General features: G+C 33.0%; 21 protein-coding genes. 9 read left to right on the forward strand and 12 right to left on the reverse strand.

Features of this window, described 5'->3' with window-relative positions; genetic code table 11:
* A complete protein-coding gene (gene glyA / locus BLV84_RS02550) occupies nucleotides 1–1,272 on the reverse strand; it encodes a serine hydroxymethyltransferase (protein WP_093239086.1) in 1,272 nt (423 codons plus the stop codon).
* Nucleotides 1,273–1,385: 113 nt separating this feature from the next.
* Here glyA and fahA point away from each other — a divergent pair, with 113 nt between their 5' ends.
* From fahA to BLV84_RS02570, 4 genes are all read left to right on the forward strand, one after another.
* Nucleotides 1,386–2,666 (forward strand): fumarylacetoacetase, encoded by a 1,281-nt coding sequence (fahA, locus tag BLV84_RS02555; protein ID WP_093239089.1) that lies wholly within the window; start codon nucleotides 1,386–1,388, stop codon nucleotides 2,664–2,666.
* A 128-nt stretch (nucleotides 2,667–2,794) separates the two neighbouring features.
* Nucleotides 2,795–5,215, forward strand: a complete 2,421-nt coding sequence (pheT, locus tag BLV84_RS02560) for a phenylalanine--tRNA ligase subunit beta (protein WP_093239092.1) — start codon at nucleotides 2,795–2,797, stop codon at nucleotides 5,213–5,215.
* Nucleotides 5,216–5,301: 86 nt separating this feature from the next.
* Complete coding sequence (locus tag BLV84_RS02565) at nucleotides 5,302–5,658, forward strand: hotdog fold thioesterase (protein ID WP_234953089.1); 357 nt, start codon at nucleotides 5,302–5,304, stop codon at nucleotides 5,656–5,658.
* Nucleotides 5,659–5,794: 136 nt separating this feature from the next.
* Nucleotides 5,795–6,520 (forward strand): hypothetical protein, encoded by a 726-nt coding sequence (locus BLV84_RS02570; protein WP_093239095.1) that lies wholly within the window; start codon nucleotides 5,795–5,797, stop codon nucleotides 6,518–6,520.
* Nucleotides 6,521–6,610: 90 nt separating this feature from the next.
* Here BLV84_RS02570 and BLV84_RS02575 read toward each other — a convergent pair whose 3' ends face one another.
* The 8 genes from BLV84_RS02575 to BLV84_RS02610 form a co-directional block, all read right to left on the reverse strand.
* Nucleotides 6,611–6,877, reverse strand: a complete 267-nt coding sequence (locus tag BLV84_RS02575) for a hypothetical protein (protein ID WP_093239098.1) — start codon at nucleotides 6,875–6,877, stop codon at nucleotides 6,611–6,613.
* A gap of 36 nt (nucleotides 6,878–6,913) precedes the next feature.
* Entirely contained in the window at nucleotides 6,914–7,894 is a 981-nt protein-coding gene (locus tag BLV84_RS02580; RefSeq protein WP_093239101.1) for a type I phosphomannose isomerase catalytic subunit, read from the reverse strand.
* A complete protein-coding gene (locus tag BLV84_RS02585) occupies nucleotides 7,895–8,347 on the reverse strand; it encodes a peroxiredoxin (RefSeq protein WP_093239104.1) in 453 nt (150 codons plus the stop codon).
* A 3-nt stretch (nucleotides 8,348–8,350) separates the two neighbouring features.
* Nucleotides 8,351–8,761: a 6-pyruvoyl trahydropterin synthase family protein gene (locus BLV84_RS02590; RefSeq protein ID WP_093239107.1), complete on the reverse strand. Its 411-nt coding sequence runs from the start codon at nucleotides 8,759–8,761 to the stop codon at nucleotides 8,351–8,353.
* The gene (idi, locus tag BLV84_RS02595; protein ID WP_093239109.1) at nucleotides 8,762–9,298 is read right to left on the reverse strand and encodes an isopentenyl-diphosphate Delta-isomerase; all 537 of its coding nucleotides are present in this window, start codon (nucleotides 9,296–9,298) and stop codon (nucleotides 8,762–8,764) included.
* Between the two features lie 77 nt (nucleotides 9,299–9,375).
* A complete protein-coding gene (locus BLV84_RS02600) occupies nucleotides 9,376–11,682 on the reverse strand; it encodes an OmpA family protein (protein WP_093239112.1) in 2,307 nt (768 codons plus the stop codon).
* A gap of 2 nt (nucleotides 11,683–11,684) precedes the next feature.
* Nucleotides 11,685–12,641: a PorP/SprF family type IX secretion system membrane protein gene (locus BLV84_RS02605; protein WP_234953078.1), complete on the reverse strand. Its 957-nt coding sequence runs from the start codon at nucleotides 12,639–12,641 to the stop codon at nucleotides 11,685–11,687.
* Between the two features lie 7 nt (nucleotides 12,642–12,648).
* Nucleotides 12,649–17,148 carry an SdrD B-like domain-containing protein gene (locus tag BLV84_RS02610; RefSeq protein WP_143521312.1) on the reverse strand — a complete coding sequence of 1,500 codons (4,500 nt, stop codon included), beginning with the start codon at nucleotides 17,146–17,148 and terminating at the stop codon, nucleotides 12,649–12,651.
* A gap of 117 nt (nucleotides 17,149–17,265) precedes the next feature.
* Between BLV84_RS02610 and BLV84_RS02615 the strand changes: the two genes are divergently transcribed.
* Nucleotides 17,266–18,852 carry a peptide chain release factor 3 gene (locus BLV84_RS02615; RefSeq protein WP_093239124.1) on the forward strand — a complete coding sequence of 529 codons (1,587 nt, stop codon included), beginning with the start codon at nucleotides 17,266–17,268 and terminating at the stop codon, nucleotides 18,850–18,852.
* Nucleotides 18,853–18,925: 73 nt separating this feature from the next.
* On the opposite strand, the gene galE is transcribed toward BLV84_RS02615, so the two are convergent.
* A complete protein-coding gene (gene galE / locus BLV84_RS02620) occupies nucleotides 18,926–19,948 on the reverse strand; it encodes a UDP-glucose 4-epimerase GalE (RefSeq protein ID WP_093239961.1) in 1,023 nt (340 codons plus the stop codon).
* A 117-nt stretch (nucleotides 19,949–20,065) separates the two neighbouring features.
* Here galE and BLV84_RS02625 point away from each other — a divergent pair, with 117 nt between their 5' ends.
* On the forward strand, nucleotides 20,066–20,344 hold the full coding sequence (locus tag BLV84_RS02625) for a DUF3817 domain-containing protein (protein WP_093239127.1): 279 nt from the start codon (nucleotides 20,066–20,068) through the stop codon (nucleotides 20,342–20,344).
* Here the strand turns inward: BLV84_RS02625 and BLV84_RS02630 are convergent.
* The gene (locus BLV84_RS02630; RefSeq protein WP_093239130.1) at nucleotides 20,341–20,730 is read right to left on the reverse strand and encodes an acyl-CoA thioesterase; all 390 of its coding nucleotides are present in this window, start codon (nucleotides 20,728–20,730) and stop codon (nucleotides 20,341–20,343) included. The genes BLV84_RS02625 and BLV84_RS02630 overlap by 4 nt on opposite strands.
* A gap of 88 nt (nucleotides 20,731–20,818) precedes the next feature.
* A complete protein-coding gene (locus BLV84_RS02635) occupies nucleotides 20,819–22,024 on the reverse strand; it encodes an NAD(P)-dependent oxidoreductase (RefSeq protein WP_093239133.1) in 1,206 nt (401 codons plus the stop codon).
* 117 nt (nucleotides 22,025–22,141) lie between these two features.
* Between BLV84_RS02635 and BLV84_RS02640 the strand changes: the two genes are divergently transcribed.
* The 3 genes from BLV84_RS02640 to BLV84_RS02650 all read left to right on the forward strand — a co-directional run bounded on the left by BLV84_RS02640 (nucleotide 22,142) and on the right by BLV84_RS02650 (nucleotide 26,166).
* Nucleotides 22,142–23,242 carry an alkene reductase gene (locus BLV84_RS02640; protein WP_093239136.1) on the forward strand — a complete coding sequence of 367 codons (1,101 nt, stop codon included), beginning with the start codon at nucleotides 22,142–22,144 and terminating at the stop codon, nucleotides 23,240–23,242.
* Between the two features lie 75 nt (nucleotides 23,243–23,317).
* Nucleotides 23,318–24,628, forward strand: coding sequence for a DASH family cryptochrome (locus BLV84_RS02645; protein WP_093239139.1), 1,311 nt, complete (start codon nucleotides 23,318–23,320; stop codon nucleotides 24,626–24,628).
* Between the two features lie 2 nt (nucleotides 24,629–24,630).
* Nucleotides 24,631–26,166 carry a cryptochrome/photolyase family protein gene (locus BLV84_RS02650; RefSeq protein ID WP_093239141.1) on the forward strand — a complete coding sequence of 512 codons (1,536 nt, stop codon included), beginning with the start codon at nucleotides 24,631–24,633 and terminating at the stop codon, nucleotides 26,164–26,166.
* Nucleotides 26,167–26,171: the final 5 nt, after the last annotated feature.

Raw genomic sequence — 26,171 nt, forward strand, 5'->3', positions numbered from 1 at the left:
TTATAAAGTGAATAATGGTTTATTAGTCATCATAGTGTGAACTTTTTCTTTCACAGCTTTTAAATGTTTTTCATCAGAGTAATTCATCAACACATCATCTATTAAATCAACAATTGGCGACATATCTTCTTCTTTTAAGCCACGCGTCGTAATTGCTGGCGTACCAATACGAATACCTGAAGTCACAAAAGGTGATTCTGTATCAAAAGGTACCATGTTTTTGTTGACAGTTATTCCTGCTTTGTTTAAAGCATTTTCAGCATCTTTACCTGTGATATTTTTATTTCTTAAATCGATCAACATCATATGATTATCTGTTCCTCCTGAAATAACGCCATAATCTTTTGCAAAAAAGAGTTTAGCCATTTTCTTAGCATTTTTGACAACCTGTTTTTGGTAGGTTAAAAAATCGTCAGTTAAAGCCTCACCAAAAGCGACTGCTTTAGCAGCAATAATATGCTCTAAAGGCCCTCCTTGATTTCCTGGAAAAACACTGCTATCTAAAATTGTTGACATTTTCTTAAGCTTACCACTTTTGAATTTTTGTCCAAAAGGATTCTCGAAATTTTCACCCATCAATATGATGCCACCTCTCGGACCTCTAATGGTTTTATGCGTCGTTGAAGTCACAATATGACAATGTTTAATTGGACTTTGCAATAAACCTTTAGCAATTAAACCAGCTGGATGAGCCATATCAGCCACTAAAAGCGCATCAACTTCATCAGCGATAGATCTAAAAATTTTATAATCTATTTCTCTAGAATACGCTGAAGCACCTGCAATGATTAATTTTGGTTTTTCTCTTTTAGCAACTTCACGTACGTGATCATAATCGATTCTTCCTGTTTCTTTATCAACACCATAAAAAACAGGATTATAAAGTTTTCCTGAGAAGTTAACTGGCGAGCCATGCGTTAAATGTCCACCGTGAGACAAATCAAAGCCTAAAATTTTATCACCAGGATTTAAACATGCTGAAAAAACAGCAGTATTTGCCTGAGAACCTGAATGTGGCTGAACATTAGCATAAGCAGCACCGAAAAGTTCTTTTAAACGATCGATCGCTAAATTTTCTACTTTATCAACAACCTCGCAACCGCCATAATAACGCTTGTTCGGATAGCCTTCGGCATATTTATTTGTTAACACTGATCCTGCAGCAGCTAAAACATCATCTGATACAAAATTTTCACTTGCAATGAGTTCAAGACCATTTTGCTGACGTAGACGTTCATCCTCTATAAGATTGAAGATTTCTTTATCTTTCATAATTATATAAACATTAATTTATTCCAAAAATAGTAAAATCATTCTCTTAATAAACAGAAAAGAATATATTTGAAAAAACTTAACTGAATAGTAATCATTAAAAATATATCAATATGTCATTAGAAGCGAATAATCCAAATCGGGAAACTTGGTTAGATATACCAGAAAACACTGATTTTCCAATTCAGAATATTCCATTTGGCGTTTTTTTAACCAGAGACGATATTATTACAATAGGAACAAGAATCGGTGATTATGCCATCGACTTAGGCGCATTACATCAATTAGGCTATTTTGAAGGTATTCCTCTAACTGACGATATCTTTTTACAAGATACATTAAATGATTTCATTGCTGACGGAAGAAAAACATGGCGCAGTGTCAGAAATAGAATTGCTGAGATTTTTGATAAAAATAATGACAAATTAAAAAATAACGAAAAAGATAGAAAGACAATTCTTTTTACACTTGACGAAATCGAAATGCAAATGCCAGTAGAGGTTGGTGATTACACCGATTTTTACTCAAGTAAAGAGCATGCAACCAACATTGGGAAAATGTTTAGAGATCCTGATAATGCTCTACTGCCAAACTGGATGCACATTCCTGTTGGGTACCACGGAAGAAGCTCCTCAATTGTTCCTAGTGGAATTCCTTTACATAGACCACAAGGTCAAAAACTCCCAAAAGGAGCTGATACACCTATATTTGGCCCTTCAAGACGTTTAGATTTTGAGTTAGAAATGGCTTTTATAACAACAGCTGCCAACCATTTGGGTGAGCCTATTAAAATTGAGGAAGCTGAAGAATATATTTTCGGAATGGTCATTTTTAATGATTGGAGTGCTCGAGATATTCAAAAATGGGAATACGTGCCACTAGGTCCATTTTTAGGGAAAAGTTTTGGCTCGTCTATTTCACCATGGATTGTCACTTTAGATGCACTTGAACCTTTTAAAGCAGAAGGTCCTAAACCTGAAAAAGAGCTTCTACCATACTTACGTACTACAGGAAAAAAGAGTTATGACATCAATCTTCAAGTTGCTTTAAAACCAGAGAATTCTGAGGAAACGGTTATTTCAAATTCTAATTTCAAATATATGTATTGGAATATGTGTCAACAATTAGCACATCACACAGTCAATGGTTGCCCTGTTAACAGCGGAGATATGATGGCTAGTGGAACGATTTCAGGTCCAACGCCAGATTCTTACGGCTCAATGCTAGAATTAAGTTGGGGAGGAACAAAACCTCTAAAATTAAATAATGGTGAAGAGCGTAAATTCATAGAAGACAATGATACCGTCATCATGCGAGCACATTGTCAAAATCATGAAGTCAGAATTGGTTTTGGAGAAGTTTCTTCTAAAATATTACCAGTTTTTAAAGACTAAATAAAAAGACATTTATTTTCTGAATCGTCTTTATCTTTATAAGGACGATTTTTTTTTGATAAAACTCAACTTAATATTTCGAAGGCTTGAAGGGTTTCTTATCTTTGCGCCTCTTTAGACTTTAGACTATGAAAATATCTTACAATTGGCTTAAGCAATTTATAAACACTGACCTTGACGTTGAAGAAGTTAATGTCATTTTAACTGATTTAGGACTTGAAGTTGAAGGCCTTACAGATTTTGAATCCATAAAAGGTGGTTTAAAAGGAATTGTTGTTGGCCATGTAGAATCATGTGAACAACACCCTAACGCTGACAGACTTAAATTGACAAAAGTCAATATTGGTGATGAAGTTGTCCAGATCGTTTGTGGCGCTCCCAATATTGCAAAAGGCCAAAACGTGCCTGTTGCAACAGTAGGAACCACTTTATATAATGATGGTGAAGCATGGGAAATCAAAAAAGGAAAGCTTAGAGGTGAAGCAAGTTTTGGAATGATTTGTTCCGAAAGCGAAATCGGTCTCGGGGATGCAAGTGACGGAATAATGGTTCTTGCCGAAGATTTAAAAGCAGGAACACCTCTATCAGATATTTTTGAAGTTGAGAATGATAAAATAATCGAGATTGGCCTAACACCTAACAGAGCTGATGCAATGAGCCATTGGGGAGTTGCTAGAGACTTAAGAGCTGGATTGATTCAGCAGGACAAAAAAAACGCTATTGTTACGCCATCCGTCAGTAATTTTCATGTTGAAAACAGAAGTAAAAAAATAAGTGTTAATGTTGAAAATCCTGAGTTAGCACCTAGATATTGCAGCCTAACGATTTCTAATATTACAGTGAAAAGCTCACCTGAATGGCTTCAAAATCGTTTGAAAGCAATTGGTATTAAACCCATGAATAATATCGTTGATGCAACGAATTATGTGATGCATGAACTTGGTCAACCTTTACATGCTTTTAATGCTGATTTTATAAAAGACCAGAAGATAAATGTCAAAACTGCCGATAAAGGAACGAAATTTATCACACTTGATGGAGTTGAAAGAGAACTTCATGAAGAAGATTTAATGATTTGTGATGCTGAAAAACCACTATGTATTGCTGGTGTTTTCGGTGGCTTGAATTCTGGTATTAAAGATAACACAACATCGATTTTCTTAGAAAGTGCATATTTTGATTCTGTTAGTATAAGAAAAACAGCGAAACGTCACGGACTTAATACTGATGCCTCTTTTAGATATGAAAGAGGTATTGATCCTGATATTACAAAATATGCCTTAAGAAGAGCTGCTATCTTAATTGAAGAAATATCTGGTGGAAAAGTAAGTAGTGATGCCGATGATTTTTATCCTAAAAAAATAGAAGATTTTCAAGTTTTTCTAAGTTTTGAAAGAATCAATAAATTGATAGGAGAAAAAATTGATACTGATAAAATCAAATCAATCTTATCCTCTCTTGATATCAAAGTCAAGAATGTCACTGAAAGCGGTTTAGGTTTGGTGATTCCTGCTTATCGCGTAGATGTTCAAAGAGAAGTAGATGTCATTGAAGAAATATTGAGAGTTTATGGTTACAACAATATTGATATAGATAGTAAATTTAATGTGTCAGTTTCTAAATCATCTAAGTTTGATGATTACAAGATTCAAAATAGAATTGCTAATCAACTGATTTCTCAGGGTTTCTATGAAACAATGGCAAACTCTTTAACCAAAAAAGATTATGCAGAATTAGACAGCCAACTTGAGGCTAAGAATAACGTAGAAATGCTCAACCCACTTAGTCATGATTTAGCAGTCATGCGTCAATCTCTACTTTTTTCAGGTTTAGAATCTTTGGCATACAACATCAACAGAAATAATCAAGATTTAAAGTTTTTTGAATTCGGAAAAACATATCATAAATACAACCAAGATTTTGTTGAGAAAAAACATTTAAGTCTTTTAATCACAGGAAAACGAACAAGCAATTCTTGGCTAAACACAGAAAAAAATGCTGATTTCTTTTATTTAAAAGGAATTTTAGTTTCGCTTTTTACAAGTTTGGGTTTATCTGAAATTAAGTTTACTGATAAAGAAACTCAAACCATTTCAGAAGGACTCTCAATTAATTTCAAAAAGAAAAAAATCGCTGAATTTGGGCGTGTAAATTCTCAAATTCTTTCAGAGTTTGACATTGACCAAAATGTTCTTTACGCAGATATTGACTGGGATTTAGTTCTAGAATTTATAAAAAATACAAGTTTTGTAGGTCAAAAGATATCAAAATTTCCTTCGACACAAAGAGATTTTGCTTTGTTAGTTGATGAACATATTTCATTTAATGAAATTGAAAAAATCGCTTTAAAAACCGATAAGAAATTACTTAAAAATGTTGATTTGTTTGATGTTTACAAAGGCGATAAATTACCAGATGGTAAAAAGAGTTATGCAGTGAGTTTTAAATTCAGAGATGACCATAAAACTTTGACGGACAAACAAGTTGATAAAATAATGACCAAGTTGCAAAAGCAATTTGAAAGTCAATTAAATGCAAGTTTAAGATAAGCTATAGATCTGACCGACGATTTTGTCAAGAATATGATTGAAAACTCATTCCTATTCATAAATTCCTAGGACTGGAACTGCTAGAAATCAAGAAAGACTATGCAAAAGTCAAAGTTCCTTTTAGACCAGAGGTTGTCGGAGATGTTCGTACACAACGTTGGCACGGCGGAATTATCACTACAATTATGGATTCTGTTGGCGGTATTGTTGGCGTGACACATTTAACATCTCTGGAAGACAAAATGTCTACAATAGACATCAGAGTTGATTATTTACGACCTGCTCATGCTGAAGCCATCATTGTTGAAGATGAAACTCAGAGATTAGGAAGTCGTATTTTGGTTACTAAAATGAAGGCTTATCTTGAAAACGATTCTCAAAAAACTCTATTAGCTGAAGGAAAAGCTGTTTATAATTTTGTCAGAATGAAGCCTCAAAAGTAATTTTTAGATAAACTGATTTTGAAAGTTACAATGATATTTATCAGTTCAACTAAAGTTATTTTATGTTAAAAACTAAATACAGGTTGATAATATCTAGGATACTTTATAAATTTATGCTCGTTATAGCATTGAAGATATGAAGTTTAAGCCAACAAATTTAGAAACTGTACTCAATAAGCAGCGAAGCAAATCAGTCACAGAAAAGGAATTACTATCTGAAATTAATGAGATTTTTAAAAATGTTGATGAACAAGATCAAAAGGTTTTAAAAAGAACTGCTTCTTCATCAAATAAGCATTCATCTAATAATTTTAATATTGATGCTTTAGAAACAAATCGGATTTATCATATTGATGACATCAAAAAAATATGTGTTTCTTACAGATTAAGATTTTTAGACAGTCACTTGTTCAAGGCTGATTTACCTTATAAAGCAATCCAAAATATCAAAGATTTAGAAAAAACGCATGAAACGCTTTTAAGTGGATTTAAAATCATGGCTCCATCGAAATTATTCAAACTAGCCAATGCTGATGATCCTTTATTATTTGCACCAATTGGAAATGGTTATTATTACTTGATTCATAAATGGGGAAATGATTTAAGTCCTTTTCGCAAAATCAAAATGTGGCCATTAATAAATTTAGAAAATTTTATTTTTACGGCATTTATAATTTCTCTACTTGTAACATATTTATTACCTCAAGGTTTTTTTATGAATAAAGAAAATGCAGGTTTAGAATCTTTTATTCTCTTTATCTTTATGTTTAAGTGGATTCTTGGCGTTGCACTTTACTACGGATTTGCAAAAGGAAAGAACTTTAATTCGGCAATTTGGACAAGCAGGTATTACAATGCTTAATTAAAAAAGCTGTTTAAGAAACAAAACATCTAAACATAGTTCAGGTTAATTTCGCTTATCAAACAGCTTTCATCAAAAAAATTAATCTTTTTATAGAGAGTTTAAACGCTCAATAAATTGATTTGCATTTTCCTCCATTTTATGATTAACTGATCTTAAATGTTTAGATCTGTTCTCAACATCTTTCTTGTTAATCTCTAAAATAATTTGATCGAAATCAGTAATCACATCTTCAATTAAAGCTTCTGATTTATTTTGATCTTCTTTTGGAGCTGAGACCTGATGAATAAGAGCACCATCAATGATTGCTCCGTAAGTATTATTCAAGTCTTTTTTTAAGTTTCTTACACTTGCCATATTTTCATTTTTGACAAAAGTACGGCATTTTTTTGATTAAATCGTTACCTTGAGTAAACGAGAATCTTTAAGAGTAGTCAGTATGACTTCATCAAGTATAGCAGGAACAAAAATTGTTTCTCCTTTTTTTAAAATACAAGATTCATTATCGGTTTTCAACTCAACTTGACCTTCAACACACATCAAGACCATAAATTTTTGATGAGTTTCGATCTGTAAGTTTTGATTTTTAGAAATGTGGATATAATCTGTTCTAAAATAATCTGTGTATAACAATTCCTGAACACCTTTTTGCTCCTTTCGATAGTCAACTCGATAGCTATAATCAACATTAAAATCAATTGCATCTATAGCTAAATCTGTATGTAAATCACGGTAATTTCCATTTTTATCTTGACGCATCCAATCATAAATACGATAAGTAATATCTGAAGTTTGTTGGATTTCAGCCAAAAGAACTCCTTCACCTATTGCATGAACAAGACCTGGTTTAATATAAAAAACATCACCGCTTTTAACTTTAATATGTTGAAGGTGATCAACTAAAGTGCCTTCATTTAAATATTTTTGATAAGATTCAGGCGTAAGTTTTTCTGAGAAATCTGCAATAATAAAAGACTCTTCATCTGCATCAATAATGTACCACATTTCGGTTTTTCCAAAAGACTGATGTCTTTTATTTGCAATCTCATCGTCCGGATGTAATTGAACTGAAAGACGCTCTGCTGCATCGATGAACTTAAAAAGAATAGGAAATTGATACCCGAATTTATCAACCGATTTTTGACCAAGCATACCTAAAGGAAATCGCTTAATGAGTTCCGACAGACTTGAATTTTTAAAATTTCCTTCTGCAACGACAGAAACGCTTTCAGGGACTTCGCTAATTTCCCAACTTTCACCAACTTGATCAGAACTGCTTTTCTTGCCAAGTTGATTTATTAGTTTTTGACCGCCCCAAATTTTATCTTTTAAAATGGGTTTAAATTTTATGAAACCAAGTTTAGATGTATTCATTTAGAGATCTTTAATAACTTTTAAAGCTTTTTTCATGTGTTTAGAAGCATCAAGACTATTAAACCTATAAATAAGTTGACCATTTTTATCAACGACAAAAGTTTCACGACCAGGAACCATTCCTAAAAGTGATTTTTTGACACCAAACTTCTTCCTAACTTTATTTTGAGAATCAGAAAGAAGTATGAAAGGTAACTCATGCTTTTGGGCAAATTTTTGATGAGATTTTTGACTATCATTACTTATACCTATCACTTCTGCTCCATAATCTTGAAAATCTTGATAAGTATCTCTAAATTGACATGCCTCTTTAGTACAACCAGGAGTGAAATTTTTAGGATAAAAATAAATAATAACTGGTTTTTGACCAATGATAGAAGAACTATCAAATTCTTCATTATTTTGATCTTTTAATGAAAAGTTTGGAATGATATCTCCTCTTTTAAGTGCCATAGTTTAAGCTTTATAGGTTACAAAGTTCCTCGGTGTTTCGTAAAGTGTTATTTCCAACTTTAGTTTAGGATCAAGGTGAGCTTTAATTCTATTATAAATAACAACTGATATATTTTCTACTGTTGGATTTAGATTTTTAAAATCTTCAACTTCTATGTTAAGATTTTTATGGTCAAAATCATCTTCAACTTTAGACTTAATAATGTCTTTTAAAATCTTTAAATCAATCACGTAGCCTGTTTCAGGATCAATTTCTCCTGTGACAGAAACAATTAACTTGTAGTTATGACCATGGAAATTTGGATTATTACATTTTCCAAAAATTTCTTTATTTTTAGCATCATCCCAATCATCGCGATGCAAGCGATGCGCAGCATTAAAATGTGCTTTACGATGTACAGTTACTTTTGGCATTTATTTAAGATTCATGTGTTGATAATGTTTTTCGAAAATAATTCTGAACCAAGCTGTATAATTATTCGGATTTTTTTCAATATCTAATTTCAAATCATCCAATGAAATCCATTTCCAATCATTGACTTCTTCTGGGTTAACATCAGGCGTGTTATTATAATAACCAACCATCATGTAATCGTATTCATGCTCAGTTAAACCATTATCAAATGGTGCTTTATAGATAAAAGAACTCGTTTCTTCTAGGTTTGTTGTAAAGCCCATTTCTTCTTGCAAACGACGCTTTCCTGCTTCAATGTTTGTTTCACCTTTTATTTGATGACTACAACATGTATTAGTCCATAAACCTGGTGTATGATATTTACCTAAAGCGCGTTGCTGAAGCATCAGTTCACCATTATCATTATAAATAAAAACAGAAAAAGCACGATGAAGCAGCGCTTTTTCATGCGCTTCTATTTTCTCCATCAAACCTAATTCTTGGTCATTTTCATCAACCAAGATAACGTATTTTGAATAATCTAAGTCAGTTTGCATTTATTATAAGCTTTCCTACAAAGAAAGAGCGTCTTTGTGATAAAGACGCTCAATTATGAATTATTTAATATTTTAATTTAAAAACGTGATTCACCTTTAAGGCCTACTGTAAAAGCGCCTTTAACTCCCATCTTTCTTACTTTTAATTTATAACGATCAGCTTCTACTCTTGTCTCAAATACACCAGAAAAATAGCGTTCATAATTATCTGGATAAATATGTGAAAATACATTGGTGAATTGATTGAATTTTGGTGTTGATCCAGGTCTGAAAGCTCCTATTTGTACTGTATAAACTTCTTTTGATGTATCTTCAAAGTCATATAAATCGTTTTGATTTATATTTATTTTTTTATTTGATTCTATATCTTCAGAAACCTTACTATACATTTCATCACGGATTGATTCTGGTGTTTCGTTTTCATTCAGAATAATAAATTCTGATCGACGATTAAGCGCGTGTTCAGCTTCAGTACAATCAACACCATTAGAACATCTGTTAACGAGTTGCGTTTCTCCGTAGCCCTTTCCGCTAATTCTAGACTGATCAACTTCACCTCTATCCGTCACATACTTCATTGTAGCTTTTGCTCTCTTGTTTGACAAAATTTTGTTATAAGCATCTCCAGCACGACTATCCGTATGCGAACGAATATCGATTTTCATTTGAGGATATTGCTTTAAAACAGCGATGACTTTCTGCAATTCAACTTCTGCATCAGTTCTAATAGTTGCGTCGTCTAAATCAAAGTAAATAGGATCAAGTTGTAGTAAATTTCTAAGGTCATCACCTTTTCCAGCTTTGGTAACACCAAGTTCACTTCCTTCTTGAATTTCGAAGTTTTTATTGAGTTCACCTTCGTAATCTTGACCTGTTTTGACCAAATCCTCAATGGTTGCGAATCCATCTTTAGAAACACGAACGACATAACGTTTATCACATTCAACATCAAATTTATAATTACCATTGGCATCTGTTTGTGCAGAATCGAGTAAATTTAAATTTTCATCAAAAAGTTCAACTTTAATGTCTGAAAGTCCTTTTTCGCTATCAACTTTTGTGATATAACCTGCAAGCGTTTGCTCACAACCTGTAATTAATTGATCTAGTTGTTTGAAAGAATAAATATCATCTTCGCCTAAGCCACCATCGCGATTTGAGGAAAATAATCCACGACCAGTTTCAGTATTCATATAAAGGCTAAAATCATCTTTTGAACTATTAATCGGTCTACCAACATTAAAAACATCTCCAAATGTGCCATCTTTTTTCTGTACAACAACAAAAATATCTAGGCCTCCAAGACCGACATGTCCGTTTGAAGAAAAATACAGTAGGTTGTTATCATCTATATATGGGAAACTTTCTTTTCCCTCTGTATTAATTTTATCACCGAGATTGACAGGTTGAGAATATGTTCCGTCTGAATTGATATCAACGTAAAATATGTCAGACATACCATGTGTTCCTGGCATATCAGAAGCGAAATATAAACGGTCTTCCTCTTTGTTTAATGAAGGGTGAGCCACAGAGTACTCATCATTATTAAATGGAAGTTCTTTAGGTTTTGACCACGTCCCATCATCTTTTTTATCGGCTTTATAAATTTTTAAAAAATTAATTCCTCCAGAACTTTTTCCAAATTTCTTATCGGTATAATTATTCCTCGTAAAATAAATTGTTTGCCCATCGCGTGTAAATGTTGCAGAAGATTCATGAAATTTAGAATTGATCACTTCAGGTAAAACTTTGATTTCACCAATAATATTTAATGAATCATCGACTTCAACTTGATATAAGTCTAGATATGGTTGATTATTCCATTCATGAATTCTTTGAACAGAAGATGATTGCTTCCGGTTTGATGCGAAAACCAAGAGTGAATCATTGATAACCTTGGGTGCAAAATCAGAAAGGCTGGAATTAACAGGCATTGAATCTATTGTGAATTTGCCTGATTGCATTTCAATTAATTGTAGATAATTTGGCTCTTTTTTGAGCTTTTTGACTCTTGAATCTGAACCATCTAAATCATCATATTTAAGCATCAATTCATCTGCTTTATCATATTCCTTCTTAGATTTTAAGGCTTGTGCATATCTAAAGATATATTCTTTTTCTTGATTTGAATTCAGTTTAAAAAGCTCGGAATACCATTTTTCAGAAGACTGCAAGTCACTATTGAAATAATAGGAATCACCTAATTTTTTAAATAAATTTTCCGACTTAAAGCCAGCATTTGCAACTTCAAGATATATTTTTTGGGCGTCGATAAATGCATAACGCTCAAACATCTTATTAGCCTCATCTAATTTATCTTTTTGAGCAAAGGAGTTGAAACTTCCTAATGAAATTATAATAAGTAAAAAAAATATTTTTTTCATAACTAAAAGAATCTAGGCGTGTACATTTTCTTATAACGTTTAAACAATTCAAAGCGCAAGAAAACTTCTAAAGATCCATTATTATGCGCTGAAAATTCGGTAATATCAGAATCGTAAGATAAACCTAATAATATAGAATCTGAGGCTTGAAATGCAAATAAACCACTAAATGCACTGTCATAGCGATAAGCTGCACCAACTGTAAATTTATTATTAAATAAAAAATTGGTTGATAATTCAGCCATTAAAGGAGAACCACTGACATGTCTGATTAAAATTGAAGGTTTAAATCTTACCGTATTTGATAAATCTAATACAACACCCGAGGTTAAGTAATAATGAACTCTATCTCTAATTTCTGCTTTTGAATCTGAAGAACCTTCAAAATGATCAGTTGCAAGTAGAGCTGGAGAGCTAATTCCTACATAATACTGATCATTATTTAATAAAATACCTAAGCCGAATTGTGGTGAGAGTTTATTGTCAATATTGTTTTGAAAAATAGGATCTGTGTTATCTTCAATGTTCAATTTATTAAAATCTACATTAAGCATATTGATACCAGCATTTAAACCAAAAGTAATTTTGGAAAAACGAGAAACATCAATCGAATAACTATACACACCATTGATGTATGTATCTGAAGCAATTCCAATTTTATCATGAACTACAGATAGTCCTAGTCCCATATTCTCCTTTTTTAATGGAGAATGCGCTGTTAAAGTTTGAGTTTGGGGTCCATCATCAAAACCTAACCATTGAGATCTATGTAAAATTGTAGCACTCAATACATCTCTAGATCCAGCATAAGCTGGATTAATACTCATCGTATTGTACATATATTGAGTAAAATTGGGATCTTGTTGTGCAAAAGCGATGTTGCCGTGATTAAACAATAATCCCATAAAAAAAACAAGGCTAAGGTAAAAGCAATTTATATGTCGTCTTTTATGTGTCATAGTTTGATCAGTTTGCCAAATAAAAATATCCCGTTAATTTATGTCCTTTACCATCAGAATCTATATATTCAAGAATGTAAAAATAATTTCCAGATGGAAGTTCTTTTGATTTTTGAATTGTCATATTCCCTTCACTTATTCCCTCAAATCGGATTGATGTATTGTTATAAGATTGAGCTTTATAAATCAAAACACCTTGACGGTTAAAAATCCGAACACTATTATCAGGGAAATTTTCAATACCTTTAATTTTAAAGAAATCATTTTTTCCATTACCATCAGGCGAAACTGCATTGTAAATAATTAATTCATCTTCAGATGGTGTCTCTGGATCTGTAAATCCATCATTTTCCGTAAATGTTATTTGGTTTGGTGGCGCAAATGTCAATGTTGGATTTGTCCCTTCTGTCTGAATATAGCCTGTAGGGAAATCGGAATCCGTTTGATCTACTTGTGATTCAATATTTCCTGCAACAACCTCTCCTAACCAATCTCCATTGACATCTGTAGATACAATTGTTTGCGTACCGAAGTCGTCAGTCAAAATCACATTAATATTTTCTAGGCCTGGTTCTCCTGCATCTTGAGTCCCATTACCATCAACATCATGATAAATTCGTCCTTCTACTTCTGCTAGCTTGGAAGGATCTGGTATATAAAAGCCATCAAGATCAGATAGCACTGTTTGATTTGGTAAGACATTTGTTGTTGTTGGATCTGTTCCTTCTGTTTGTATAGCTAATGTTGGGAAATCAGGATCCGTTTGATCAATATCAGAAATTGCAGCTCCAATTGGTAATTCTATTGACCAATTTCCATTTGAATCTGTTGTCACAATACTAACAACACCATCAAAATCTGTGATTTCAACATCAATATCTGAAAGATTTGGTTCGCCAGAATCCTGCGTTCCATTCCCATTTTCATCATTGTATAAATGTCCTATCAATATGCCTGTTTGTGTTGAGGAGTTCGGATCAGTAAATCCATCATTTTCTGTAAATGTCATTTGGTTTGGTGGCGCAAATGTCAATGTTGGATTTGTCCCTTCTGTTTGAACATAGCCTGTAGGGAAATCGGAATCCGTTTGGTCTATTTGAGATTCAATATTTCCTGCGACAACCTCTCCTAACCAATCTCCATTGACATCTGTAGATACGATTGTTTGCGTACCGAAGTCGTCAGTCAAAATCACATCAATATTTCCTAGGCCTGGTTCTCCTGCATCTTGAGTCCCATTACCATCAACATCATGATAAATTCGTCCTTCTACTTCTGCTAGCTTGGATGGATCCGGTATATAAAAACCATCAAGATCAGATAATACTGTTTGATTTGGTAAGACATTTGTCGTTGTCGGATCTGTTCCTTCTGTTTGTATTGCTAATGTTGGGAAATCAGGATCAGCTTCATCTATATCAGAAATCGCAGCTCCAATTGGTAATTCTATCGTCCAATTTCCATTTGTATCTGTTGTCACAATACTAACAACACCATCAAAATCTGTGATTTCAACATCAATATCTGGAAGATTTGGTTCACCAGAATCCTGCGTTCCATTCCCATTTTCATCATTGTATAAATGTCCAGTTAAAATACCTGTTTGTGTTGAAGAATTCGGATCTGTAAATCCATTATTTTCCGTAAATGTCATTTGGTTTGGCAGCGCAAATGTCAATGTTGGATTTGTTCCTTCTGTTTGAATATAGCCTGTAGGGAAATCGGAATCCGTTAGGTCTATTTGAGATTCAATATTTCCTGCGACAACCTCTCCTAACCAATCTCCATTGACATCTGTAGAAACAATTGTTTGCGTACCGAAATCGTCAGTCAAAACCACGTCAATATTTCCTAGGCCTGGTTCTCCTGCATCTTGAGTCCCATTACCATCAACATCATGATAAATTCGTCCTTCTACTTCTGCTAAATTTGAAGTATATGGAACAAAGAAGCCATCATTATCTGATAAAGTCGTTTGATTAAATAGTACCTCCGTTGTTGTTGGATCTGTTCCTTCTGTTTGTATTGCTAATGCTGGAAAATCTGGATCCGTTTGATCAATATCAGAAATCGCACCTCCAATTGGTAATTCTATCGTCCAATTTCCATTTGTATCTGTTGTCTCAATACTAACAACACCATCAAAATCTGTGATTTCAACATCAATATCTGGAAGATTTGGTTCACCAGAATCCTGCGTTCCATTTCCATTTTCATCATTATATAAATGTCCAGTTAAAATACCTGTTTCATCACCAGTTAGCAAATAATATCCGTCAATTTCACTGTATATTTGACTATTCACAACCTGAATAGTTGTAGGATTTGTGCCTTCAGTTTGTATTGCACCAGTAGGAAAATTATTATCATTCTCATTAACCTCAACGCTTGTTGAGCCTTCTGGAACTCGAATATTATATTCGCCATTAGAATCCGTAATCCTAGTTTCTTGAGCACCTAGCGATGTTGTTAGCTGGATCTCAACGCCAGCAATTCCTATTTCTCCTGAATCTTGAGTGCCGTTTCCATTTGCATCATTATAAAGTATGCCTTCAATAATCCCTGATTCGTAAAAACCATCATTTTCTTGAATTGTCTGATTCGCTTCAATCGTTGATATTGTTGGATTTGTGCCTTCTGTTTGAAAAGCACCTATTGGAAAATCTGGATCATTCTCGTTAATTGTTGATGTTGCTTGTCCAATTGGTAAAGTAACTACCCAATTTCCATTTATATCAGTCTCAACTGAATGCGTTATTCCTAAAGCATCAATTATTTCAACTTCAACATTTGGCATATCAGCTTCTAAAACGTCTTGAATCCCATTGCCGTTTGTGTCATAATACACGTGACCTTTCAGTTCTCCTTGAAGTATAAAGCCATCAATCTCTTCATAAGTTTCACCATTAACAACTTGAATCGTTGTTGGGTTTGTTCCCTCTGTTTGAACAGCGCCTGTTGGGAAGTCATTATCAGCTTCGTTAACTTCTACAACCGTTGTCCCTTCTGGAACTCGAATATCATATTGTCCATTTAATCCCGTAATTCTATTATCTTGATAACCCAATGATGTCAAAACTTGAATCTCTACTCCTGGAATTCCTGGCTCACCTGTATCTTGTGTACCGTTTCCATTTAAATCATTATATAAAATTCCTTCGATCAATCCTGATTCATAAAAACCATCGACCTCTTGAATTGTTTGATTTGCAACTATTGTTGATGTTGTTGGATTTGTCCCTTCTGACTGATAAGCTCCTGTCGGAAAATTAGGATCGCTTTCATTGATTGTCGATGTTGCATCTCCTTCTGGTAAAACTACTGACCAATCTCCATTGGCATCTGTAATTACTGAATATGTTGTTCCTAATGCATCAACAATTTCAACTTCAACATTGACCATATCTGCTTCTAAACCATCTTGAATGCCATTACCATTAACATCATAATATACATGGCCTTCTAATTCTCCTTGAAGCATATATCCATCAATCTCTTCATAAGTTTCACCATTAACAACTTGAATCGTTGTTGGGTTTGTTCCTTCTGTTTGAACAGCGCCTGTTGGGAAGTCATTATCAGCTTCGTTAACTTCTACAACCGTTGTCCCTTCTGGAACTCGAATATCATATTGTCCATTTAATCCCGTAATTCTATTATCTTGATAACCCAATGATGTCAAAACTTGAATCTCTACTCCTGGAATTCCTGGCTCACCTGAGTCTTGTGTGCCATTTCCATTTAAATCATTATATAAAATTCCTTCGATCAATCCTGATTCATAAAAACCATCATTTTCTGTAAATAAAGATGATCCAGCAGCTAATTGATGTATTGAAGGATTACTACCTTCTGTTTGAAAGGCCCCTGTAGGAAAGTTTGGATCATTTTCATTAATACTAACCGTAACTAATCCGCTAATAACTTGTAATACAGACCAATCTCCGTTAGCATCAGTAAATGTTGTCTGACTATTTCCAAATTCATCTTCAATAATCAGCTCAACATTTTCCATGTCGGCTTCTAGACTATCTTGAATACCATTACCATTAATATCATAATAAACATGACCAGAAATATCACCTACAAAAGCATAGCCTAATTTACCAGTATTGACAACACCCTCTAAAATTGTATTTACAAAGGTAGGCTCAGCACCTTCAGTAAGCAAAGCTCCACTTGGAAGACTTGTATTATCGATAAGAATTAATGTATTTCCAGGTATAATTTCCACTGTCCAATAACCATTAACATCAGTTTGAACAGTCTGACCGTTACCATTAGAATCTACAAAAATTACACTAACGCTTCCAATACCTGGCTCTCCAGACTCTTCGTTACCATTACCATTTAAATCTCTATATACTTTACCAACAAGAGTTCCTTTTTGGGATGTTATTTCGTTTAAAATACTTTGGTAAAAATCAAATTTTTCATCTTGCGAATATGCATGTTGGAATACAATAAAAGAAAGGAGAAATAATAGACAATAATGTAATTTTATCATCAAAATAGCTTTAAAAAACAAGTTAGAAAGATCAACTCAAATGCATCTCAATATAATTACAAAAATATGAAATTTTTTAACATTGGTTTTATATTTTAAAAAAATTACATTTGCGAAATGAAATTTGAAGACGAAATAAAAAGAAGAAGAACATTTGGAATTATATCACATCCAGATGCAGGTAAAACTACGCTTACGGAGAAACTACTTCTCTTTGGTGGCGCAATTCAAGAAGCTGGCGCAGTAAAATCTAACAAAATAAAAAAAGGAGCGACGAGTGACTTTATGGAAATCGAACGTCAACGAGGTATTTCTGTGGCAACTTCTGTTCTTGGTTTTGAATATAAAGACAAAAAAATCAATATTCTTGACACACCTGGACACAAGGATTTTGCAGAAGATACTTTCAGAACTTTAACTGCTGTTGATAGCGTTATCGTTGTCGTTGACGTCGCAAAAGGTGTTGAGGAGCAAACTGAAAAACTTGTTGAAGTTTGCCGAATGAGAAACATTCCGATGATTGTTTTTATTAACAAACTTGACCGTGAAGGTAAAGATGGTTTTGAGCTTCTCGATGAAATCGAACAAAAACTTCATTTAAAAGTGACACCTTTAAGCTATCCTATTGGTATGGGATATGATTTTAAAGGAATTTATAATATATATGAGCAGAATGTTAATCTTTTTACTGGCGATCCTAAAAAAGACATCGAAGACACAGTTGAAGTGAAAGATCTCAACACCAAAGAGCTCGATGAGCTTATTGGTGATACTGCTGCTGAAACTTTACGTGAAGATCTTGAGCTAGCCGAAGGTGTTTACCCACAATTTGATAAAGAAGAATACTTAAAAGGTGAGTTACAACCTGTTTTCTTTGGTTCGGCTTTACATAATTTTGGTGTTCGTGAATTACTTGATTGTTTTATTGACATTGCTCCTCCTCCACAGCCAAAAGAAGGTGAAGAACGCGAAGTTAAACCTAATGAAGATAAATTTACAGGCTTTGTTTTTAAAATTCATGCAAATATGGATCCCAAACACAGAGATAGACTAGCATTTGTTAAAGTCGTTTCTGGTAAATTTGAAAGAAATAAACCTTATAAACACGTTAGATTAAGCAAAAATTTAAAATTCTCAAGCCCAAGTGCTTTTTTTGCCGAAAAAAAACAGATTGTTGATGAAATGTTTCCTGGTGACATTGTTGGTTTACATGATACTGGGAATTTTAAAATTGGTGATACTTTAACCGAAGGCGAAATTATTAATTACAAAGGAACACCAAGTTTCTCACCTGAGCATTTTAGATATATTAATAATGCAGATCCTATGAAGTCTAAACAACTCTATAAAGGAATCGAGCAGTTGATGGATGAAGGTGTTGCACAGCTTTTTACGCTTGAACTCAACAACAGAAAGATTATCGGAACTGTTGGTGCATTACAATATGAAGTGATTCAGTATAGATTAGAGCATGAATATGGCGCTAAATGTTCTTATGAAAACATCAATGTTCACAAAGCCTGCTGGATAGAAACCGATAATGAAAAAAGTGAAGAATTTCAAGACTTTAAACGCGTTAAATCTAAATTCTTAGCAAAAGACAAGCATGATCAACTTGTATTTCTTGCCGATTCTCCATTCTCATTACAAATGACTCAGCAAAAATATCCTTCTATTAAATTTCATTTCACTTCCGAATTTTAATTTAAAACTTAAATCAAAAAAAATGGTTTCAATTGAGTTTGAAACCATTTTTTTATCGTTTAAACTAAACTTTTTAATCTTCTTCTTTAAGTTTAATTTGCCAATTCCAAGCCGCTTGAAGTGCATCTTCCAAAGTTAATTTTGTTTGCCACCCCAAAACATCTTTTGCCTTTTCCGTATCGGCATAAGCTGCAACAACATCACCTTGACGACGGCCAACTATCTTATAATTTAATTTTTGTTGGGTTACTTTTTCAAAAGCGTCCACAACCTCCTTCACAGAACTTCCTTTGCCTGTTCCGAGGTTAAAAACTTCATAAAGGCCATCTTTTTCACTTCCAAATAATCTTTCAAGAGCAACTACATGAGCTTCAGCCAAATCCATGACATGAATATAATCTCTAATACAAGTTCCATCTGCAGTTGGGTAATCATCACCAAATATTGACAGTTCATCACGTTGCCCAATAGCCGTTTGTGTCATGTATGGAATTAAATTCTGTGGTGTTCCTATAGGCAACTCACCTATTAAGGTTGATGAGTGTCCGCCTATCGGGTTAAAATATCTTAGTGAAATTGCTTTAAATTTATCATATGCTCGGCAAGTATCGCTGATTATTTCTTCTCCAATCTGTTTTGTGTTACCGTAGGGTGATTCTGCTTTTTTAATTGGCGCTTCTTCAGTAATTGGCAATTGATTTGCTTCACCATAAACCGTACATGATGAACTGAAAATTAAATTCTTATGATTAAGCTTTGTTATATTCTTCAATAAATAAACCAGCGCATTGATGTTATTTTCATAATAAAGCAAAGGGTTTTCAACACTTTCACCAACTGCTTTCGAAGCCGCAAAATGAATAACGCCATCTATATCATCGTGTTCTTTAAAAAATGCGTCTACTTTTTCTTCGTTTCTTAAATCAAAATTATAAAAACTAGGAGCTTTTTGAGTGATTTTTGCAATACCTTCTAAAACACTTAATGAAGAGTTTGAAAGATTATCAATGATATGAACATCATAATCTTTTTCAAGAAGCGCAACAACTGTGTGTGAACCGATAAAACCTAATCCTCCAGTAACTAATATTTTCATGTTTAGATGTGTTTTTTGACTAAAAAGCATTAATTTTGCACAAATTTAAAGCAATTAAATCATGTTTCATGTTTTTAAGCTTTCAAATTAAAATTTAAACTCTATTATTTAAATAAAATGATTAAAGCATTTAAGATTATTAGCATTTTAGAAGCAGTTTCTTTTTTAGTTTTATTAGGAATCGCAATGCCTTTAAAATATATGTTTAATATGCCTGAATATGTTCAAACTGTAGGTATGGCGCACGGTATTTTATTTGTTCTATATATCATTGGTGCATATTTCATGTATGAAAAACTTGATTGGTCTGGCAAAACACTTTTAATTGTTATTTTTTGTTCTGTTTTACCATTTGGACCTTTTTACGCTGACAAAAAATATTTACCAAAAAGTTAATCATTTAATCTGTCTTTAACATACTCTACTTCAGTTTTTCCGTGAGCTTTGGCTTTACCATGTTCGTCAAGGCTTACCATAACGATACGATCAACTGTGATAATTGTTTTACGAGTCATTTTATTTCTCACTTCACATTTTAATGTTAATGAGGCATGACCAAATTTGATCACTTCAATACCAATTTCGATAATATCACCTTGTTCAGCTGAGCTTCTAAAATCTATTTCACTCATAAATTTAGTGACTGTTTTCTGGTTTTCGAGCTGAATAATTGAATACAAAGCTGCCTCTTCATCAATCCACTCTAATAATCGTCCACCAAACAAAGTTCCGTTTGGATTTAAATCTTCGGGCTTAACCCATTTTCTTGTGTGAAATCTCATAGTACAAATTTTACATCAAAGATAAGATCAAAATAAGGTTTAAAAGCTTATTCTTAATCGATATAAGTGATTGACGAATCATTAAAATCTATTCATCAACAAATTCTTGTAAATAAGAATATCTTTGAGTTAATTCACCTTCAGATGTCATTAAGGCTCTTTCCAAAATACCATCTTTATCATTATTAAAAAAAGCAGGGATCACATGTTTTTCAAACATATCACCAAAACCTTCACTTGCATCTTTTGGCAATTCACATGGTAAATTATCGACAGCCATCACAGTTATTGCATTATCAGCATCAAAAGAAACTTCTTTCTCTTTTTCAGCATCATAACCATAAAAAGGATCTGCAATTGTTGAAGGTCGAATTGTACTTGCTATAGGACCATCAATATCACAACTCACATCGGCAATCAGATTGATTTTAAAATCTGCTGATTTCGTATCTTCTTTAGTAATTAAATAAGGTGCTCCTTCTCCATAATAATGCCCTGCGATAAAGAAATCAGTAACTTTTGCGTATTTCATGAAATCAGATTTGTAAGCTTCTGGATGTTCATAAAAATGAGATTTACCTTTTCTTGCGCCAGTCGTCTCTTTTAATTTGTTGTAATCTAAAAAGTCAATATGAGTGTAAACAACTTCTTCAAAATTCTTATTCAGATAATCAGTTGCAGAAACTTCTTTGATTTTTAAATAATCTAGAATTTCTTTAGCGCCATAACCAACCTTACCTTTTCCTGTTAAACAAATTTTCATTGTAGGAATCGATATTTTATCAAGCTCATTTTTAACTGCATTTAAATCCGGTAAATTTTCAACTTTATTCAAGTTAAAAAGGCCATCGCGTAAACCTAAAGCTCTAAAACCATTATAAGCACCAACTAAACCAGCATATCGACCAAAACCAATCAAGCGAGAATCGTTTTTATTTGTAATCACTTCATGATCGTAAAGTTTGATATTTTTATCCAAAATCGCTTTTAGTAAATTACGATTATAAGGCTGCATCTTAATGGTGTGCGAAAAAAAGAAATATGATTTATCAGGAATCAACGCATCAATCGGTACTTCTTTAACACCTAAAAGTACATCACAATCAGAAAGATCCGCGTTAACTTCAATTCCTTTTTCCATGTATGCATCAACTGTAAATATCCTAATATCAGATGGTTCGACTATAAATTTTAAATCTTTATATTTTTTTTCTAATCTTTCTAAATGTTCTGGTGTAAAAACGACTCGACGATCTGGTGGCGTTTTGCGTTCTTTAATTAATCCTATTTTCATGAAAATCTTTTTAAATCGGCATAAACTTAGCAAAAAGACTTCTAATTTCAGATAATTTTTTACAATTAAATTAACGAATGTCCCTGATGAATCTTTTTAAGTTTACTAAAAAAATTTATGTCTCATAAACAAAATCTACTAACGGAATATAAAATGGGTGATATCACCCTCAAAAATCGTGTTGTCATGGCACCGATGACAAGAAGTCGTGCCGATAATGAAGACTCAGCACCGACTGATATGCATGCAGAATATTACAAACAACGTTCTGGGGCTGGACTGATTATTTCTGAAGGCTCGCAAGTTTCTAAAAGAGCTGTAGGTTACATCAACACGCCAGGTATCCATAACCCAGAACAGATTAAAGGTTGGAAAAAAGTAACCGAAGCTGTTCATGATGAAGATGGAAAAATCTTTATGCAATTATGGCATGTCGGTCGTATTTCGCATCCAGATTTCCACAATGGTGATAAACCTATTTCAGCAAGCGCTGTCAATCCAAATGCAGAAGTTTACACGCCAGACGGTTTTAAAGACACTGTCACGCCAAAAGAAATGACGCGTGACGAAATCAAAGAAACTGTTCAGGAATTTAAACGTGCTGCTAAAAATGCTGTTGATGCTGGTTTTGATGGCATTGAAATTCATTCATCTAATGGATATTTATTTCATCAATTTTTCAATAATTCTTCCAATAAAAGAACAGATCAATACGGTGGTAGCGATGAAAATAAAGCCAGAATTTTATTTGAAGTTTTCGATGCTGTCAAAGTGTTTTTTCCAGAAAACAGAATTGGTGTTCGTTTAAATCCTTCACTTCACAAGATTTTTGGAATGACTGCTGATGAAGAAACGATCCCAACTTTTGAATATATTGTTAAGAGATTAAACGATTATGACTTAGCCTATTTACACTTATCTGAACCTTTTAATGACATCAGCGATGTTGATTTCTTGGTGAAAGATATTGCTAAACACTTCAGACCATTATATAATGGAACTTTGATGATCAACTCAAATTTTGATCAAGAAAAAGGAAATAAAGTGATTGAAGACGGTGATGCAGATTTAGTTGCTTATGGTAAACTTTTCATTTCTAACCCTGACCTTCCAAAACGCTTTGAAAAAAACGCAAAACTCGCTGATTGGGATAAAGACACTTTTTATGTACCAGGAGAAAAGGGTTATACAGATTATCCAACCTTAGAAGAAGAATAAGCCAAATGACATAAGCTGCAAGATTTTTAGCCATAAGATTTTGCAGCTTTTTAAAAAAATAAAATTTAAGCCGTTATGCAAAAAGAAGATATCAATCTCGTTTGGTTCAGAAATGACCTGAGGGTTAAGGATAATAAAAGTTTATCAGAAGCTTGCCTTCTAAATAACATGAAAACTCTCGCATTTTACTGTTTAGATCCACGACATTTTGCAAAAACAAAATATGGCTTTAAAAAAACTGAAAAATTTAGAGCTAAATTTTTAATTGAGACAGTTCAGAATTTAAAAGAAAACCTTAAAAAACTCAACATCAATTTAGTCGTTTTTCACGAAAAACCTGAAAAAGCAATTGATGAAATAATTGACAGATTCAATATTAAAAATATATATTTCCAAAATGAATGGACTTCAGAGGAGAAGTGTGTTGAAGAAAATTTGTTGAAAAAACTTAAAGAATGTGAAATCAATTCTTATGATAATCAATTCTTGTTTTCACCAGATCAAATTCCTTATGAAAACTATGCAGACCTTCCTGAAGTTTTCACACAGTTTAGAAAAGCTTGTGAGAAAAAAATAAAAATCAATCTCGAAACGCCTATTCCATCTGATCAAACTGATGCAAACTTAATTGATTTTGAAAGTGAAGTCCCCCGATTAAAAGATTTAGGTTTTGAAGATTTTGACATTGATAATAGAAGTGTTTTCCCTTTTCAAGGTGGAGAAGACAGCGCATGGGATCGACTTAATGATTATTTCTGGAAAACAAAAAAATTACAGGTTTATAAAAAAACACGCAATGGTTTATTAGGGACAGATTACAGCAGTAAATTTTCCGCCTGGTTGGCGAACGGTAGTATTTCCGCAGTGAGCATTTATCACCAAGTTAAACTTTTTGAAAAAAAGATCACAAAAAATCAAGATACTTACTGGTTAATTTTTGAATTGATTTGGAGAGATTTTTTCAAATACATGTCACTTAAACACGGAAATGCTTTTTTTAAACTTGACGGTATCAATACAGAAAAATACGATTGGCATTTTAATCCAAAAATATTTCAGAAATGGATTGATGGTAAAACTGAAGAGGATTTTGTAAACGCGAATATGCTGGAAATCAAAGAAACAGGATTTATGAGTAATCGCGGCAGACAGAATGTTTGCAGTTATTGGTCTAAGGAGTTGTTGCAAGATTGGCGTGCTGGTGCGGCTTATTTTGAAGCGATGCTTATCGATTATGACGTTCACAGCAACTGGGGAAACTGGATGTATAATAGTGGTGTTGGTAATGATCCGAGAAACAGAAAATTTAATATTAAATCGCAGGCACAACGTTATGATGGACAGGGAAAATATCAACGTCAATGGTTACAAAATAATCTTTTTTAAGTATGAAAAAACTACGACTGATTTTAGGCGATCAGCTCAATAAAAACCATTCATGGTTTGATGAAGTTGATAAAGATGTCATTTATTTTATGGCAGAAACAAAACAAGAAACTGGTTATACAAAACATCATATCCAGAAAATTGTTGGTTTTTTCAAGGCAATGCGTCAATTTAAAAATGAACTTGAAGATAAAGGTCATCAGTTTATTTACTATCAAATTTCTTCAAAAGAAAATAAACACAACCTACAGAAAAACATCAAGAGTCTCATTAAACAAAATAAGATTGATAAATTTGAATATCAACATCCAGACGAATACAGAGTTGATATGTATTTGAAAGAACTTTGCAATGATATTTCAATAGAAAAAGAAGCTTTTGATACTGAACATTTCTATACAAAAAGAGAAGATTTAACCGAGTTTTATAAATCCAAGAAAGAGAAAGTCATGGAGTATTTTTACCGCGATATGCGTAAAAAACATGACATCTTGTTGGATGCCAATCAACCTGAAGGCGGACAATGGAATTTTGATAAATCAAATAGAAAAAAGTGGACAAAGAAAAAAGAAGCAGTTCCCTCCTACCTTAACTTTGAGCATGATGTTTCTGATATTTTAAAAGAAATCGATGATCAAAAAATCAATTATTTCGGCAATATCGACGCCGAGAAATTCCCTTGGCCAACATCAAGAAGAGAATCTTTAAGAGTCCTGAGGTTTTTCTGTGATGAGCTTTTAGTTCATTTTGGAGATTATGAAGATGCGATGCATACTGAAGAAAAAATGCTATTTCACTCTAGATTATCCTTTGCCTTAAACACAAAAATGATTTCACCAAAAGAAACCATTGAAAGAGTTGTTAAACATTATCATGAACATATGAATGATATAGACATTTCTCAAGTTGAAGGCTTTGTAAGGCAAGTTTTGGGTTGGCGAGAATATATGCGAGGTATGTATTGGAATCAAATGCCAGGTTATAAATCAAAAAATAAACTTCAAAACACAAATAAACTTCCAGACTTATTTTGGACAGGTGAAACCAAGATGAATTGTTTAAAGCAAGCCGTTAACCAAAGCTTAGATCACGCTTATGCACATCACATACAAAGATTGATGGTTTTAGGAAATTTTGCATTGCTGAATATGGTTGATCCAGATGAAGTTGATGCCTGGTATTTAGGCGTAAATATCGATGCAGTTGAATGGGTGGAAATCACAAATACACGTGGCATGAGCCAATTTGCTGATGGCGGAATTATAGCCACAAAACCCTATATTTCAAGCGGGAATTATATTAATAAAATGAGTAATTATTGTCAATCTTGTCAATATAAAGTTTCTAAAAAAGAAGGAGATGATGCCTGCCCTTTCAATCATTTATATTGGAACTTTTTATCAGAAAAAGAAGAACACTTTAAATCAAACCAAAGAATGAACATGATGATGAACCTTCTTCATAAAATGGATGACGAAAAGTTAAAGAATCACAAAAAACAAGCAAAAAAAATTATAAAAAACCCTAACGCATATTGATTTAT

Source organism: Psychroflexus halocasei (assembly GCF_900107595.1).
GTDB lineage: Bacteria > Bacteroidota > Bacteroidia > Flavobacteriales > Flavobacteriaceae > Psychroflexus > Psychroflexus halocasei.